This is a genomic window from Mycolicibacterium cosmeticum, from assembly GCF_000613185.1.
Taxonomy (GTDB): Bacteria; Actinomycetota; Actinomycetes; order Mycobacteriales; family Mycobacteriaceae; genus Mycobacterium; species Mycobacterium cosmeticum.
On record NZ_CCBB010000001.1, the window covers coordinates 2055628 to 2071006 of the forward strand.

Genomic DNA, 15379 nt, shown 5'->3' on the forward strand with positions numbered 1-15379 from the left:
TGCCCCGCAGGAGGTCAGTATGCGCGAACTCAAGGTCGTCGGGCTGGACGTGGACGGCAAGCGGCTGATCTGCGAGGCGGCGGACGCCGGCGAGAAATTCGTCATCCGGGTGGACAACCGGTTGCGTGCCGCCGTGCGCGGCGACAAGGCCACCTCCAACCAAACCCAGATCGAGGTCGAGGTACCGACGACGTTGCGCCCCAAGGAAATTCAGTCCCGTATCCGTGCGGGCGCATCGGTCGAGCAGGTCGCGGCGATCACCGGCGCCGATATCGACCGGGTGCAGCGGTTCGCCAACCCGGTGCTGCTGGAGCGCGCCCGTGCCGCGGAGCTGGCCACCGCCGCGCACCCTATCCTGGCCGACGGACCCGCGGTGCTGACGCTGTTGGAAACCGTGACGTCGGCGCTCATCTCGCGCGGCCTCGACCCCGACTCGACCACCTGGGACGCCTGGCGCAACGAGGACGGCCGGTGGACGGTGCAGCTGTCGTGGAAGGCCGGCCGGTCGGACCTGCAGGCGCATTTCCGGTTCACCCCCGGTTCGCACGGCGGCACGGTGACGGCGTTCGACGAGCGGGCGGCCGAACTGATCGACCCGAACTTCAGCCGCCCGCTGCGGCCGGTGGCCCCGGTGGCGCAGCTGGATTTCGAGCCCGCGCCTGCCCCGGCTCCCGCCCCGGCGGTGATCCCGGAGCCGGCACCGGCTCCGGCCGCGCAGACCGTCGCGCCGACCGAAGAACCCGAGCCGCAGCAGCCCGCCGAACCGGCACCCAAGCCCGCCCGCAGCCGTAAGGCCCGCGCCACGGTGCCGGCGTGGGAGGACGTGCTGCTGGGCGTGCGCTCCGGCACGCAACACCGCTGACTTGGCGGTGAGGGCGGCAAACTCCGAGTGCGGACCGCCCTGGGCGCCAAGTCAACGACGCCGGCGTGGACTCACCGACTGACGAGCAACGCGATCAGCGCCAACCAGCCGATGGCCACCCCGACCCCGGATCCCAGCACGAACCAGCGCCACACGGGCCGGGCCCGCCAGCCCCATACCGTGGGCGCCAGACCGCCGACCGCCACCAGGTTCAGCCCGATGGCAAGCAGTGGGTGTACCCGCGTCAGACCGACGCTGAGAACGACGATGGCGGCCGCGGTCAGTGCCGCGACGAATCCGGCGACGGTCAGCCCGGTGCCCCAGGGCTGCGCCGTCCCCCGCGGTGGCGTGCTGTCGCCGGACATCAGCTCACCCTAGCCCGCTCGTAGAACGCCAGCGCGGCGGCCGTCGCGACGTTCAGCGAGTCGGTGCCACGCGTCATCGGGATGCGCACCCGCACGTCGGCGGCCCGCATGGTGTGCTCGGTCAGGCCCGGCCCCTCGGCTCCCACCAGGATGGCCACCTTGTCGTCGGCCAGTCCCGACATCGCCTCGGCCAGCGTCGCGGCGGCCGGATTCGGGGTCATCGCCAGCACACGGAAACCGTTGTCCCGCAAAGTGTTCAGCTCGCCCGGCCAAGAGGGCGCCCACGCGTAGGGCACCAGCAGGGCATGCCCCATCGACACGCGCACCGCCCGCCGGTACAGCGGGTCGGCACAGCCGGTGCCGAACAGCACGGCGTCCACGTCCAACCCGGCGGCGTTGCGGAAGATGGACCCGAGGTTCTCGTGGTCGTTGACGCCTTCGAGCACCGCGACGGTGCGGGCGCCGGCCAGCACCTCGGCGACCGTCAGCTCGGCCGGGCGCGGCGCGGCGGCCAGCACACCGCGATTGAGATGGAAGCCGATCGCCTCGGCCATCACCTCGGCACTGGCCCGGTAGTACGGCACGTCCACGCCCGCCAGATCAGCGGCCAGCTCGCTCAACCGGCGATCGGTGCCCAGCATGGCCCGCGGCGTGAACCGGGACGCCAGCATGCGCTGCACCACCAGCACACCCTCCGCGATCACCAGCCCCTTACCGCTGGGCAGGTCCGGCCTGCGATCGACACTGTTGAGATCGCGGAAATCGTCCAGTCGCGGATCGGCCGCGTCCGCGATATCGATGACGTTAGTCAGTTCGCCGGGCCTTCGTCCACGATCGCCAGCATGAGGTCGGCGGCCTCCAGCAGGGTCTGGCGTTGCTCGGCGGTCAGCTCGGCCAGCCGCTGCTGCAGCCATTCCCGGCTGGCCTTGCGTTCGGCCTCGATCAGGTCGACGCCGGCGGGCGACACCGACACCAGCACCTGCCGCCGGTCGTCGGGATGCGCGGTGCGGTCGATGAAGCCCAGGTCGACCAGTGACGCGATCACCCGCGTCATCGACGGCGGGCGGACACGTTCCCGGATGGCCAGCGCGCCCGGCGTCATCGGCCCTTCCTTGGCCACCGTGGCCAGCGCCGAGAGCTGCGACAACGAGACCGGTGAGTCGGGACGGCGGAACCGCAGCTGCCGGGCCAACCTGATCACGGCCAGCGACAGATCGCTCGACAACCTGGAGTCGACGTCTGTCACAGGGCAAGAGAATACCCAGATGGCATCGGCTAGGTTGTGAAGCGATGTCAGAAGACACCACCGCGACGCCGATCGAGCCGCCGGCCTTGCCGGCCCGGCTCCTGGAGCCGGTGCCGGTCATCATCGCGATCGCGACCGGCTGGCTGATCGCCGTCGTGCTGGCTTTCACCGTCCCGGCCCTGCACGACTGGCGCCCCATCACGGTCGCCGGGCTGGGTGTCGGACTGCTCGGCACCTCCATCTTCCTGCTGCAGCTGCGTTCCGCCCGCCGGGGCGACCGGGGCGCGCAGCGCGGCCTCGTCGACTGAAGGAACACCATGGGTTCGCCTCTGCTGCAAGCACAGATCGACATCGACGCACCGGTGTCCACGGTGTGGGCACTGATCTCGGACCTGCGCCGGATGCCACAGTGGAGCCCGCAGTGCCGGGCCATGAAGGTGCTCGGGCGCACCCGGGTGGGCGCCAAGGCGATCAACGTCAACCGGCGCAACAACATGTTCTGGCCGACCACGTGCACCATCACCGAGCTGGAACCCGAGCGCGCGCTGGCCTTCCGCGTCGATTTCAACGCCATGCGGTGGAGCTACGAACTGCAAACCCTCGACGGCGGCGGCACCCGGGTGATCGAGAGCCGCCGGGCGCCCGAGGGCTTCAAGACCGTGCCCACCATGCTCGTCGACAAGTTCATGGGCGGCGTGCCCGGCTTCGAGCGGGAGCTGCTGGCCGGCATGAACGCTTCGCTGCAGCGGATCAAGACCGCCGCGGAGGGCGCCGGACGCTAGGAGCCGGCGGGGCCGGCAGAGCCTTCCGGGCTCTCCGGATCTGCCGGGCCGGCACTGCTGGCCGCGATCTCCGCGAGTTCCAGCACCCCGTCGTCGTACGGGTCGTACAGCGGCGAACCGGTACCGGCCGGGGCGGGGGTGTCCGAATGCGCGCCGCAGCCGTACTCGCTGTCGACCACCCGGCCGTCGGCGGACATCTCGTTGGCGCACACGCCGAACACGGTGCCCAGCGAACCGGCCAGCGGCAGATAGAACCCGCAGTCCCGGCACACCCGCCGAGTGGCGCGCGCCATCGCCGACCCGGGACCGAACTCGCCGTCATGCCAGCGCTGCGCGGCGTCGAGCCGGCCTTCCAGGCTGAGTACCTGGCGGCGACCCAGACCGATCTCGGCGGCCACCTCGTCCAGCTCGTCGTCGCCGCTGGCCAGGTATCCGGGCACCAGGCGCGGGTCGTCGGCCGGCGGGGCCAGCAGATCACCGGGGCTCAGGTCGCCGGGGCGCACCCGCTCCTCCCACGGCACCCACTGCGGCGCGAGCAGCGCGGTCGGGCCGGGCACCAGCACCACCTCGCTGATGGTCACGTGGTCGGCGCCGGGATAACCGGCCACCACCACCGCCCACTGCCAGCCCTGGTAGCCGGGCAGCACCGCGAGGAAGCGATGGGTGGCGGCGGTCTGGTCGTCGAACACCGCGCCCAGGTATTCGCCGACGGCGTCGGCACCGCTGAACTCCTCGATCGCGGCGCGGGCGGGCTCGACCGCACCGAGCAGCAACGCCTCAAGTTCGGGTGCGGGCTGCGCCTGCGGTTCTGCCTGGTCGGTGAGATCGGCGACGGTGTCGGTTCCTGTGTCCATCGCGTCCAATATTGCCTGACCATGCCCACCAGAGCCACACCGGTGGGCTTCCCGCCGCAGCCGTCTCGGTAAGGGACAATCGGAGCTGTGCCTTCCCGGGATCCCCGCTACCACCCACCGCGGCCGCCGTCCGACGGTGAGCACCCCGGCATGGCCAACTACCCCAGCGACGGTGATATCGGCCGGCGCAAGCATCCGCCGTCCGGACCGAGCGCCAACCGGTGGCTGCCCCCGCTGGACGACGAGTCGGCCCGGCGACGGACCGAACCGCCGCCGCGGGCCCGGTCCGGGGTGGGATCGTCGGCCGGCGAGAAGGTCACCGTCACCCGCGCCGCCGCCCAGCGCAGCCGCGAGATGGGCACCAAGATGTACGACCTGGTGCACCGGGCCGCCACCGCCGACGGTGCCGACAAATCCGGGCTGACGGCACTCACCTGGCCGGTGGTGGCCAGCTCGGCGGTCGACGCGGCGATGGCGGTGGCGTTGGCCAACACCCTGTTCTTCGCGGCGGCCTCCGGCGAGAGCAAGAGCAAGGTGGCCCTGTACCTGCTCATCACGATCGCGCCGTTCGCCATCATCGCGCCGCTGATCGGCCCGGCGCTGGACCGTCTGCAACACGGCCGCCGGGTGGCGCTGGCCATGTCGTTCGCGCTGCGCACCGTGCTGGCCGTGGTGTTGATCGGCAACTACGACGGCGCCACCGGAAGCTACCCGTCCTGGGTGCTCTACCCCTGTGCGCTCGGGATGATGGTGCTGTCCAAGAGTTTCTCGGTGCTGCGCAGTGCCGTCACCCCGCGGGTGCTGCCGCCCACGATCGACCTGGTGCGGGTGAACTCGCGGCTGACCATGTTCAGCCTGCTGGGCGGCACCATGGCCGGCGGGGCGATCGCCGCCGGTGCCGAATACCTGCTCAACATGGCCAAGCTGCCCGGCGCGCTGTACGTGCTGGTCGCGGTGACCGTGGCCGGGGCGGTGCTGTCGATGCGTATCCCGAAGTGGGTCGAGGTGACCGCCGGTGAGGTGCCCACCACGTTGAGCTATCACGGCGGTGAGACCGAGGCGCTGCGCCGGCCGGCCAAGGAGCGCCAACCGCTGGGCCGCAACATCATCACCTCGCTGTGGGGCAACTGCACCATCAAGGCGATGGTCGGTTTCCTGTTCCTGTACCCGGCGTTCGTCGCGAAATCGCACGGCGACGGCGGCTGGGAGCAGTTGCGCATCCTGGGCCTGATCGGTGCGGCGGCCGGTGTCGGCAACTTCGTCGGCAACTTCACCGCCGCCCGGCTCAAACTCGGCAGGCCCGCCCTGCTGGTCACCCGCGCCGCCATCGCGGTGACGTTGATGGCGCTGGCCGCCGCCGTCACGGGCAACCTGTTGGTGGCCGCGGTGGCCACCTTGGTCACCTCCGGTGCCAGCGCCATCGCCAAGGCCTCGCTGGACGCGTCGCTGCAGGACGACCTGCCGGAGAAATCCCGGGCGTCGGCCTTCGGCCGGTCGGAGTCGCTGTTGCAGCTGGCGTGGGTGGCCGGCGGAGCGACCGGCGTGCTCATCTATCCGCAGCTGTGGGTCGGGTTCACTACGATCACGGCCGTGTTGATTCTCGGTCTGGCCCAGACACTGGTGAGCTACAACGGTGCGTCCCTGATACCCGGCTTCGGCGGTAACCGCCCGGTGCTCGCCGAGACCGAGGGCGGCCCGTTGGCCGCTCCGGTGGGGCGCCGATGAAGCGCATCGCCGCGGTGCTGCTGGCGGTGGCACTGGTCGCCTCGGTGGGCACCGGCCTGCTGGTGTGGCAGCTCAGCCGCCACGCCGATACCGGCTTCCCGGAGATCAGCGCCTACTCGCATGGTGCTTCGGTGCGCGTCGGACCCTACCGCTTCTGCCCGGTGCTGGATCTGGACAACTGCGAAATCCCGGAAACCACAGGCGATTTGGCGGTTAATTCGCGAAACCCGGTGCAGCTGTCGGTGCCGTCGGCGATCGCGCGGGCACCGTGGTGGCTGCTGCGGGGTTACGAGGACGCGCCCACGCCCGTCGTCTCGGAGTTCCGGCCCGGCACGACGCTGGCGGTCACCATCCCCACCGTCGACGCCCGGTTCGGCAGGCTGACCGGATTCGCCGTGCAGCTGCCGACGTTGGTGCGCGACGAGGCCGGCAACGAGTTCCCGCTGCCGCACGCCGAGTGGTCGGTGCGCACGGTCTGGAATTAGCTCACGCGGGCGGGGTGCCGTCACCGAACGGCCTGCCGCCCAACGCTTCCCGGCCGTGAGCGGTGTGCCAACCGGACAGGTCGGGGCCCTTCGGGACGATCTGGGTGGGGTTGATGTCCTTGTGCACGATGTAGTAGTGCGCCTTGATCTGGCCGAAATCGATGGTGTCGCCGAACCCGGGCGTCTGGAACAGGTCACGGGCATAGGCCCACAGCACCGGCATCTCGGACAGCTTGGACCGGTTGCACTTGAAGTGCCCGTGGTACACCGGGTCGAACCGGGCCAGCGTGGTGAACAGCCGGACATCGGCCTCGGTGATGGTGTCACCCACCAGATACCTTTGCCCGCTGAGCCTTTCGGAAACCCAGTCCAGCGCGGTGAACAACCGGTCGTACGCCGCGTCGTAGGCCTGCTGGGTGCCGGCGAATCCGCATCGGTACACCCCGTTGTTGATCTCGGTGTAGATCCGCTGCGCCACCTCGTCGATCTCGTCGCGCAGCGGCTCGGGGTACAGCTGCGGCGCGCCCTCGCGGTGGAAGGCGGTCCATTCGGTGGAGAGGTCCAGGGTGATCTGCGCGAAGTCGTTGGTGACGACGGCACCGGTGGGGATGTCGACGATGGCGGGCACGGTGATGCCCTTCGGGTAGTCGGGGTCGCGCTTGAAGTAGGCGTCCTGCAGCCGCGGGATCTTCAGCACCGGATCCAGCCCGCCCGGGTCCAGGTCGAAGGTCCAGCTGCGCTCGTCGTGCACGGGCCCGCAGTAGCCGATGGACAGCGCGTCCTCCAGGCCCAGCAGGCGGCGCACGATGATGGCGCGGTTGGCCCACGGGCAGGCCCTGGCCACGATCAGCCGGTAGCGGCCCGGCTCGACGGGGTAGCCGTCCCGACCATCCGCGGTGATCCGGGTGGTGATGTAGTTGGTGTCACGGTTGAACTCACCCTGGGGGTTCACGTAGGCCATGCCTACAGTCTTCCCACTCTCGCGCCGAAACTACGCTTTCTGGCGCAGGATCGGCCGATCGGCGCCAACAACCGCACTCTCGGCGCGGGCGAGGATCAGGCGTCGAGCTCGCGGGCGACGGCCTTGACGACCTCGGACACCCGCCGGGCCACCTTGCGGTCGGGGTACTTACCCTTACGCAGCTCGGGCTGGATGGTGTTCTCCAGCAGCGTGATGAGGTCACCGATCATGCCGTGCAGTTCGTCGGGGGTGTGCTTGTGTTCGGCGGCGGCGGCCTCGCGGCGCGTCCGGGACAGGCTGGGCGGCGGGTCGATGAGCTTGACGCTCAGCGCCTGCGGACCGCGGCGCCCGGCAGCCAGACCGAACTCGACCTTCTGCCCGGCCTTGAGCCCCTCGACGCCCGAAGGCAGCGCCGACGACCGGACGTAGACGTCCTCGCCGTCCTCCTGGGACAGGAAGCCGAAGCCCTTCTCGGCGTCGTACCACTTAACCTTGCCGGTCGGCACTGCTGTTCACCCGCTCGTCTCATCGATCACATAAGTAATGCGTCCCGCCTGCGCAGGACGCAATGTGGAAGAGCTTACTAGTTGCTCGGTAGTCTGTAACGACCGCTGGAGGAGACATGCGACTGGTCCTGAATATCGTCTGGTTGATCTTCGGTGGGCTGTGGCTGGCGCTGGGCTATCTCCTCGCGGCGCTGATCTGCTTCGTGCTCATCATCACCATCCCGTTCGGCTTCGCCGCGCTGCGCATCGCGCTGTACGCGCTGTGGCCGTTCGGCTACACCGTCGTCGACAAGCCCGGGGTCCGTCCCGGCGCGCTGATCGGCAACATCATCTGGCTCATCGTGGCCGGGATCTGGCTGGCGATCGGGCATGTGGTGAGCGCCATCGCGATGGCCATCACCATCATCGGCATCCCGCTGGCGCTGGCCAATCTGAAGATGATCCCGGTGTCGCTGATGCCGCTGGGTAAAGAGATCGTGCCGGTCGACGCGAAGCGGGTGGTCTGAGTGACGGTCACCGCACTCGGCCTGCCCACGCTGGGCACCCGGCCGGGCATGCCCGCCAGCGGACCGCTGCTGGACACCTACGGCCGGATCGCCACCGATCTGCGGGTGTCGCTGACCGACCGGTGCAATCTGCGCTGTACCTATTGCATGCCTGCTGAGGGACTCGACTGGCTGCCGGGTAGCCAGCTGCTCAGCGCCGCCGAACTGAGCCGGTTGCTGCGGATCGCCGTCACCCGGCTCGGGATCACCAATGTCCGCTTCACCGGCGGTGAGCCGCTGGTGTCCCGGAATCTGGAAGAGGTGATCACGGCGGCCGCCGCGTTGACCCCACGCCCGACGATCGCCATGACGACGAACGGCATCGGACTGGCGGCGCGGGCCGCGGGGCTCAAGCGCGCCGGACTGGACCGGGTCAACGTCTCCCTGGACACCGTCGACCGCGCGCATTTCACCGAGATCACCCGCCGCGACCGCCTCGACGACGTGCTGGCCGGGCTGGCCGGGGCGGCGGCCGCCGGCCTGGCGCCGGTGAAGGTGAATGCGGTGCTGGATCCGCGCACCGGCCTGGACGACGTGGTGCCGCTGCTGCGGTTCTGCCTGGAACACGACTATCAGCTGCGGATCATCGAGCAGATGCCCCTGGACGCCGGACATGAGTGGAGCCGGGACCGGGCCATCAGCGCCGACACGGTGTTGGACACCCTGCGCCGGCATTTCGATCTGCGGCCGGATCCCGCACCGCGGGGGTCGGCGCCGGCGGCGCTGTGGCGGGTGGACGGCGGCGCGGCCACCGTCGGGATCATCGCGTCGGTGTCCGAGGCGTTCTGCGGTGCGTGCGACCGGACCAGGCTGACCGCCGACGGGCAGGTCCGCAGCTGTCTGTTCTCCACCGCCGAGACCGACCTGCGCGGGCTGCTGCGCGACGGCGCCGACGACGACGAGATCGAGGCGGCGTGGCGCCGCACGATGTGGGCCAAACCGGCCGGGCACGGCATCAACGATCCGAGCTTCGTCCAGCCCGCCCGACCGATGAGCGCGATCGGCGGCTGAGATGACCGTGACGGTGACCGTGCGCTATTTCGCCGCGGCCCGGGCCGCTGCCGGAACCGAGACCGAAACGTTGCACCTGCAAAAAGGCTTGACGTTGGACGGGCTGGTGCGGCAACTGTCCGCCCGCGGCCCGGAACTGGCGAAAGTGCTGGCACGCTGCTCGTTCCTGTGCGACGAGGTCGCGGTGCGCGACCGCGGCAGGCCGCTGGAAACAAACCAGACGGTCGATGTGTTACCCCCGTTCGCCGGCGGATAGCAGTGATTTGCGTCACATAACGAAACGGTCACAATGAGGCCACCGGAAGTTTGACTCCGGCAAACACCAGCGGAAACGCCCGGGCGTCCTGCGCCTTTAAAGTTCTCACAAGATTTGCTGCCTGTGAAAACGCCGAAAACGGGTCGAGATGACTCACACGCGCCGAGCAGTTACCGTCTTGCCCAAGCAATCTGACCTTTATCGGATAGCCCGCAGCGCCCAGTACGCCGAGCTCCATCCACCCGGGCACTGCCACCGACGAACAACCTTGGATGGAGGCGGGGGACCCACCGGTCCGCCGAAAGCAGACCAGGGCTCGCAGTCTGAGCCCTTGGGGTGAAGCCGGCGTCGGCGACGACGCAGGCCGGGCGACCTCTCCAGCCCGAACCCGACAGCTGACCTCGTAGGCGTTCACGAGAGGACTGTCTTTTTCTATGAGTGGACGGCACCGCAAGCCCACGTCATCCTCAGTCAGCGTCGCCAAGATCGCCGTCACCGGCGCGGTCCTCGGCGGCGGAAGCCTCGCTCTGGCCGGTCAGGCCGGCGCCGCCACCGACGGCCAGTGGGACCAGGTCGCCCGCTGTGAATCCGGTGGCAACTGGGCGATCAACACGGGCAACGGTTACCAGGGCGGGTTGCAGTTCTCGCCGGGCACGTGGTCCTCGCACGGTGGCGGTGAGTACGCCCCGGCCGCGCACCTGGCCACCAAGGAAGAGCAGATCGCCGTCGCCGAGCGTGTCCTGGCCAGCCAGGGCAAGGGCGCGTGGCCGGTTTGCGGCCGCGGCCTCGGCGCCGCGAGCCCGCGCAATGTGGTGAACGATGCCCCGCAGGCGCTGGACAACCCGATCGACAACCCCGGCGTCAACGGTGAACTCCCGCCGCCGCCCGCTCCCGAGCCGGCCCCCTTCGACGCGCTCGCCGCGCCGCTGCCCGACGCCCCGCCCCCGCCACCGGCCCCCGAGCCGCTGCCGCCGGCCCCCGAGGCCGCTCCCGCCGTCCCCGTCGACGCGGTGCTGCCCGCTCCCGCGCCCGCGCCGGCCGATCTGCCCCCGGCCCCCGTCGACGCCGCCCCGCTGGACGCCCCGGTGCCTCCGCCGGCTCCCGAGCCCGTCCCGGCTCCCGCCGATATCGTCGCCGTCGACCACGTCGTCCCGGCCTCTCCGGCCGATGTCGTTCCGGCCCCGCCGGCCGATGTCGTCCCGGCCCCGGCCGATGCCGTGCCGGCTCCCGTCGATCCGGCCGCCCAGCCCGTCATCCAGGCCGCCAGCTGGGACGCCGCTCCCGCGCCGGCCGACCAGCCGCAGGTGTGGGCCCTGCACGGGGCCCCGCTGCCGCAGGACCCGGTCCTGCCGACCCCGGCGCCCGCCCCGGCCCCGGCGCCCGCCCCTGCGGATGCCCCGATCGCGGCACCCGCGCCCGATCCGCTGGCCCCGGTCGCTGCCGTCAACATCCCGCAGCCGGCCTACGACGTCGCCAACCAGGCGGTCTCCGGTCAGCTGCCCACGCCGGCCGACGGTGTGCCGCACCTGATCAGCCCCGAGAACCTGCCGCCGGGGTCGACGATGGATCCCAACGCGGTCCCCAACGAGAGCCCGAACGTCAGCTACCTGCGCCAGCTCTGGCATGCCGTGCAGAACCAGGACATCACCGGCAAGGATGCGCTGATCGCCATCACCACGCAGCGGTCGATGAACAGCCCCATCCCGGAGGACATCCCGGCTCCGCCGAACGCCCCGGCTGCGGCTCCCGGCCCGGCTCCGGCCCCGCTGCTGCCGACGCCGTAAGGTCTGCATACCCGAAACGCAGAAACTGCACTCCATCCGGAGTGCAGTTTGTGCGTTTGCGGGCAGGCGATTACGCCGAGTTGACCCATTCGTCGGAGCCGTCCCCGAAGAACTGGTGCTTCCACACCGGCAGCCGGGCCTTCACGGTGTCCACGAGCAGCGCACAGGTCGCGAACGCGGCACCGCGGTGATCGGCGGCCACGGCGACCGTCAGGGCCGCGTCACCGATGTGCAGGACCCCGATCCGGTGACTCACCGCGACGGCGCGCACGCCGACCGCGTCGCGGGCCACTTCCTCGACCACCTCCGTGAGCGTCTGCAACGCCGACGGATGGGCCGAGTACTCCAGCCGGGTGACGCTGCGCCCGCCGTCGTGATCGCGCACCACACCGGAGAAACCGACCACCGCGCCGGCTGCCGCGTGGGCCACCAGGTCTTCGTGTTCGGCCAGCGCGATGGGCTCCTCGGTCAGCGCCACCCGCAGCACCTCAGCCGGCATGGTCGCCACCGCGCAGTTGGTCCAGCGCATGTTCCAGCACCGCGTCGAGCACGCCGAGGCCGTCCTTGACCCCACCCGTGGAGCCGGGCAGGTTCACGATCAGCACACCGGACCGCACCCCGCACACGCCGCGCGACAGCACCGAGGTCGGTACCTGCGGCAGGCCGGCGGCCCGGATGGCGTCGGCGAGCCCGGGGATCTGGTAGTCGACGAGGTTGGCGGTGGCGTCCGCGGTGGCATCCGTCGGGGAGATGCCGGTGCCGCCCGAGGTGATGATGACGCTGGGCCGCTCCTCGATGGCCTGGCTCAACGCCCGCACCACCGAGGCGCCGTCGGGCACCACCCGCGGGGCGTCGGTGGCGATGCCGCGCCGGGTCAACCAGTCCACGATGATCGGGCCGGTGCGGTCCTCGTACACGCCGGCGGCGGCGCGGGTCGAGGTGATCACCACGACGGCGCTATACATCGGTGCGCGTCCACGTGCCGGTCTTGCCGCCCTCCTTGTGCACCACCTGGATCCCGTCGATCCGGGCGGCCCGGTCGACGGCCTTGATCATGTCGTAGAGCGTCAGCGCGGCCACGCTCACCGCGGTCAGCGCTTCCATCTCGACACCGGTGCGGTCGGTGGTGCGCACGGTGGCGGTGACGGTCACCTCGGCCTCGCCGATGGTGAACTCGACGTCGACTCCGGTCAGGGCCAGCTGGTGGCACAGCGGGATCAGGTCGCTGGTGCGTTTGGCGGCCATGATGCCGGCCACCCGCGCGGTGGCCAGGGCATCACCCTTGGGCAGCCCACCACCGGCGATGAGTTCGATGACGTCGGGGCGGGTCCGCACGGTGCCGACGGCGACGGCGGTGCGTTTGGTGGATTCCTTGGCCGTGACGTCGACCATGTGGGCGGCGCCAGACTCGTCCAGGTGCGAGAGCCCGCTCACCGATCTACTTGTTGACGACGGTGACCGGGTGCGTGTACGGCAGCTCGTCGGCCGGCAGCGGGAAGGTCACATCGCCGAACGGCGACAACGCGCCGACACGATCAGTGGCGAGTTCGCTGACGGCGTGATCACCGTCGGCCACCTCGGGCCAGCCATTGTCGACGTACTGGTTCTTCTTGTCAGCCACGACTGACATTGTGGCAGGTACCGCGCGCGGGGGCGAGGCCGGTCACGATCTCGCGACTCGGCCCGGCAGGAAGCTGCTTTACGCTGGTCAGCGATGACCCATCACGCACCGTCCAGCGTGCCCCTGGGTGTCTGGCTGGCCGACCTTCCCGACGATCGTCTGATTCGTCTGCTGGAGTTGCGGCCCGACCTCACCCAGCCGCCACCGGGCACGCTGGCCGCCCTTGCCGCGCGCGCTCAGGCCCGCCAGTCGGTCAAGGCTGCCACCGACGCGCTGGACTTCCTGCATCTGGCCGTGCTCGACGCGATGCTCGCGCTGCAGGCCGACGCCGGGCCGGTGCTCGTGGAGACGGTGGTGGAGTTGCTGGGTTCGCGTGCCAGTGCCGATGCGGTGCAGGCGGCGCTGGCCGATCTGACCGACCGGGCGCTGGTGTGGGGCGAGGACACCCTGCGGGTCACCCCCGAAGCGGCGTCCGGCCTGCCGTGGTTTCCCGGGCAGGCCGTGCGGGCCGAGCCCGAGCTGAGCGCCGACGCGATCACCGCCCTGCTCGCCGACATCGACGAGCCGCAACGCGAGTTGCTCACCCGCCTGTCGCAGGGGTCCCCGGTTGGGCGCACCCGCGACGCGGTGCCCGGCGCTCCCGCCGATCGCCCGGTGCCGCGCCTGCTGGCGTCCGGGCTGCTGGACCGCGTCGACACCGACACCGTGATCCTGCCCCGGCTGGTCGGCCAGCTGCTGCGCGACGAGCTGCCCGGGCCGGTCGGGCTGCACCTGCCGGACCCCACCGTGTCGACCACGACGCAGGCCGACGCCGACTCGGTGGCCGCCGGGGCGGCCATCGACCTGCTCCGCGAGATCGACCTTGTCATCGAAACCCTTTCGGCCGCACCGATTTCCGAGTTGCGCGCCGGCGGCCTCGGGGTGCGCGACGTCAAGCGGTTGACCAAGCTGACCGGTATCGACGAACAACGCCTCGGACTGATCCTGGACATCGCCGCCGGCGCCGGCCTGATCGCGTCCGGCGTGCCGGATCCGCTGCCGCCGGACGGCACCGCCCCGTACTGGGCGCCCACCGTGGCCGCCGACCGGTTCGTCGAGGCGAGCACCGCCACCCGCTGGCAGTTGATCATGGCGACCTGGTTGGACCTGCCGTCGCGCCCCGGTTTGGTGGGCACTCGCGGGCCCGACGGCAAGCCCTACGGTGCCCTCTCGGACGCGCTGTACTCCACCGCGGCACCGCTGGACCGGCGGTTGCTGCTGCAGATGCTGGCCGAACTGAAACCGGGCGCCGGGGTGGATGCCGCGTCGGCGGCCGCGGCGATGATCTGGCACCGGCCCCGCTGGGCGGCCCGGCTGCAGCTCGGCCCGGTCACCGACCTGCTGCGCGAGGCGCACGCGGTGGGCGCGGTGGGTCGCGGCGCCATCGCCTCGCCGGCCCGGGTGCTGCTGGCCGGCGGCACCGACGACGAGGTCGTGGCCGCGATGGACAAGGTGCTGCCGGCCCCGCTGGACCATTTCCTGCTGCAGGCGGACCTGACGGTCGTGGTGCCCGGGCCGCTGCAGCGCGACCTGGCCGAACAACTGGCGGTGGTGGCCACCGTGGAGTCGGCGGGCGCGGCCATGGTCTACCGGATCGGTGAGCCGTCCATCCGGCACGCGCTGGATTCCGGGCGCACCGCGGGCGAACTGCACGCGTTCTTCGAACGTCATTCGAAAACTCCGGTGCCGCAAGGCTTGACGTATCTGATCGACGATGTGGCGCGCCGGCACGGGCAGCTGCGGGTCGGCATGGCCGCCTCGTTCGTGCGGTGCGAGGACCCGGCGCTGCTGGCCCAGGCGGTGGCCAGTCCCGCCGTCGAGCCGCTGGAGTTGCGCATCCTGGCGCCGACGGTGGCCGTCTCGCAGCACCAGATCGGTGACGTGCTGACCGCGTTGCGCAGTGCCGGGTTCGTCCCCGCCGCCGAGGACTCGTCGGGGGCCGTCGTCGACATCAGCGCCCGCGGTTCCCGGGTGCCGGTGCAGGGCAAGCGCCGGACCTACCGGCCGCTGAGCGCCCCCAACGCCCAGACGCTGGCCGCCATCGTCGCCGTGTTGCGCAAGGTGTCCGCCGCGCCGGCGGCGGGTCAGCGGCTGGACCCGGCCGGGCTGATCGCCGAATTGCAGCAGGCCGCACTCAACCAGCAGCCGGTGGTGATGGGCTACGTGGATCCGGCCGGGGTGGCCACCCAGCGCGTGGTGGAACCGATCAACATCCGCGGCGGGCAGCTGACGGCGTTCGACCCGGCGGCCGGCCGCGTGCGCGAGTTCGCCATCCATCGCGTGACCTCGGTGGTGTCGGCGGACTCTGGATAATGGATGGGATGAATACCGCCGAGG

20 protein-coding genes and 1 riboswitch are annotated in these 15379 nt (G+C 70.8%); of the genes, 10 read left to right on the forward strand and 10 right to left on the reverse strand.

From position 1 onward, the window contains the following. Positions 1–19 precede the first annotated feature (19 nt). On the forward strand, positions 20–862 hold the full coding sequence (gene sepH, locus BN977_RS09790; protein ID WP_036397377.1) for a septation protein SepH: 843 nt from the start codon (positions 20–22) through the stop codon (positions 860–862). A gap of 71 nt (positions 863–933) precedes the next feature. Here the strand turns inward: sepH and BN977_RS09795 are convergent, their stop codons facing one another. The 3 genes from BN977_RS09795 to BN977_RS09805 form a co-directional block, all read right to left on the reverse strand. Continuing rightward, the gene (locus BN977_RS09795) at positions 934–1227 is read right to left on the reverse strand and encodes a DUF2537 domain-containing protein (RefSeq protein ID WP_036397378.1); all 294 of its coding nucleotides are present in this window, start codon (positions 1225–1227) and stop codon (positions 934–936) included. Beyond that, complete coding sequence (locus BN977_RS09800; protein ID WP_234883944.1) at positions 1227–1931, reverse strand: TrmH family RNA methyltransferase; 705 nt, start codon at positions 1929–1931, stop codon at positions 1227–1229. Before BN977_RS09800 ends, BN977_RS09795 begins: the two co-directional genes overlap by 1 nt. Before the next feature lie 104 nt (positions 1932–2035). Next, positions 2036–2473 (reverse strand): Rv0880 family HTH-type transcriptional regulator, encoded by a 438-nt coding sequence (locus BN977_RS09805; RefSeq protein WP_024452045.1) that lies wholly within the window; start codon positions 2471–2473, stop codon positions 2036–2038. A gap of 44 nt (positions 2474–2517) precedes the next feature. On the opposite strand from BN977_RS09805, the gene BN977_RS09810 reads away from it, so the two are divergent. Both BN977_RS09810 and BN977_RS09815 read left to right on the forward strand, forming a co-directional pair. After that, the gene (locus BN977_RS09810; RefSeq protein ID WP_036397379.1) at positions 2518–2781 is read left to right on the forward strand and encodes a DUF2530 domain-containing protein; all 264 of its coding nucleotides are present in this window, start codon (positions 2518–2520) and stop codon (positions 2779–2781) included. A 9-nt stretch (positions 2782–2790) separates the two neighbouring features. Continuing rightward, positions 2791–3255 carry an SRPBCC family protein gene (locus BN977_RS09815; RefSeq protein WP_036397380.1) on the forward strand — a complete coding sequence of 155 codons (465 nt, stop codon included), beginning with the start codon at positions 2791–2793 and terminating at the stop codon, positions 3253–3255. Here BN977_RS09815 and BN977_RS09820 read toward each other — a convergent pair. Continuing rightward, entirely contained in the window at positions 3252–4109 is an 858-nt protein-coding gene (locus tag BN977_RS09820; protein ID WP_051561229.1) for a DUF3027 domain-containing protein, read from the reverse strand. The two genes, BN977_RS09815 and BN977_RS09820, sit on opposite strands and share 4 nt — an antisense overlap. 150 nt (positions 4110–4259) lie before the next feature. Here BN977_RS09820 and BN977_RS09825 point away from each other — a divergent pair, with 150 nt between their 5' ends. Together BN977_RS09825 and BN977_RS09830 are read left to right on the forward strand one after the other, a co-directional pair. Continuing rightward, the gene (locus BN977_RS09825) at positions 4260–5834 is read left to right on the forward strand and encodes an MFS transporter (protein WP_036397381.1); all 1575 of its coding nucleotides are present in this window, start codon (positions 4260–4262) and stop codon (positions 5832–5834) included. Then, positions 5831–6319, forward strand: coding sequence for a DUF2771 domain-containing protein (locus BN977_RS09830; RefSeq protein ID WP_036397382.1), 489 nt, complete (start codon positions 5831–5833; stop codon positions 6317–6319). Before BN977_RS09825 ends, BN977_RS09830 begins: the two co-directional genes overlap by 4 nt. 1 nt (position 6320) lies before the next feature. Here BN977_RS09830 and BN977_RS09835 read toward each other — a convergent pair whose 3' ends face one another. Beyond that, positions 6321–7280 (reverse strand): glutathione S-transferase family protein, encoded by a 960-nt coding sequence (locus tag BN977_RS09835; protein WP_036397384.1) that lies wholly within the window; start codon positions 7278–7280, stop codon positions 6321–6323. Positions 7281–7375: 95 nt separating this feature from the next. Beyond that, entirely contained in the window at positions 7376–7786 is a 411-nt protein-coding gene (locus BN977_RS09840; protein ID WP_024452052.1) for a cold-shock protein, read from the reverse strand. A gap of 116 nt (positions 7787–7902) precedes the next feature. Between BN977_RS09840 and BN977_RS09845 the strand changes: the two genes are divergently transcribed. The 4 genes from BN977_RS09845 to BN977_RS09860 all read left to right on the forward strand — a co-directional run bounded on the left by BN977_RS09845 (position 7903) and on the right by BN977_RS09860 (position 11382). After that, positions 7903–8292, forward strand: a complete 390-nt coding sequence (locus tag BN977_RS09845; RefSeq protein ID WP_024452053.1) for a YccF domain-containing protein — start codon at positions 7903–7905, stop codon at positions 8290–8292. Then, positions 8293–9342 carry a GTP 3',8-cyclase MoaA gene (gene moaA, locus BN977_RS09850; protein ID WP_036397385.1) on the forward strand — a complete coding sequence of 350 codons (1050 nt, stop codon included), beginning with the start codon at positions 8293–8295 and terminating at the stop codon, positions 9340–9342. Position 9343: 1 nt separating this feature from the next. Continuing rightward, positions 9344–9598 carry a MoaD/ThiS family protein gene (locus tag BN977_RS09855; protein ID WP_036397386.1) on the forward strand — a complete coding sequence of 85 codons (255 nt, stop codon included), beginning with the start codon at positions 9344–9346 and terminating at the stop codon, positions 9596–9598. Between the two features lie 246 nt (positions 9599–9844). Next, positions 9845–10023, forward strand: a riboswitch (cyclic di-AMP (ydaO/yuaA leader). A gap of 9 nt (positions 10024–10032) precedes the next feature. Next, a complete protein-coding gene (locus BN977_RS09860) occupies positions 10033–11382 on the forward strand; it encodes a transglycosylase family protein (protein WP_036397387.1) in 1350 nt (449 codons plus the stop codon). A gap of 70 nt (positions 11383–11452) precedes the next feature. Here the strand turns inward: BN977_RS09860 and BN977_RS09865 are convergent, their stop codons facing one another. From BN977_RS09865 to BN977_RS09880, 4 genes are read right to left on the reverse strand one after another with little or no spacing between them, the layout of a single operon-like run. Continuing rightward, on the reverse strand, positions 11453–11881 hold the full coding sequence (locus tag BN977_RS09865; RefSeq protein ID WP_036398824.1) for a molybdenum cofactor biosynthesis protein MoaE: 429 nt from the start codon (positions 11879–11881) through the stop codon (positions 11453–11455). Further along, on the reverse strand, positions 11871–12347 hold the full coding sequence (locus BN977_RS09870; protein WP_024449955.1) for a MogA/MoaB family molybdenum cofactor biosynthesis protein: 477 nt from the start codon (positions 12345–12347) through the stop codon (positions 11871–11873). Before BN977_RS09870 ends, BN977_RS09865 begins: the two co-directional genes overlap by 11 nt. Then, positions 12340–12774: a cyclic pyranopterin monophosphate synthase MoaC gene (moaC, locus tag BN977_RS09875; RefSeq protein ID WP_046872683.1), complete on the reverse strand. Its 435-nt coding sequence runs from the start codon at positions 12772–12774 to the stop codon at positions 12340–12342. The genes BN977_RS09870 and moaC overlap by 8 nt, the downstream gene beginning before the upstream one ends. A gap of 46 nt (positions 12775–12820) precedes the next feature. Further along, positions 12821–13012 (reverse strand): hypothetical protein, encoded by a 192-nt coding sequence (locus tag BN977_RS09880; RefSeq protein WP_024449957.1) that lies wholly within the window; start codon positions 13010–13012, stop codon positions 12821–12823. 84 nt (positions 13013–13096) lie between these two features. On the opposite strand from BN977_RS09880, the gene BN977_RS09885 reads away from it, so the two are divergent. After that, positions 13097–15355, forward strand: a complete 2259-nt coding sequence (locus tag BN977_RS09885; protein WP_036397389.1) for a helicase-associated domain-containing protein — start codon at positions 13097–13099, stop codon at positions 15353–15355. Positions 15356–15379: the final 24 nt, after the last annotated feature.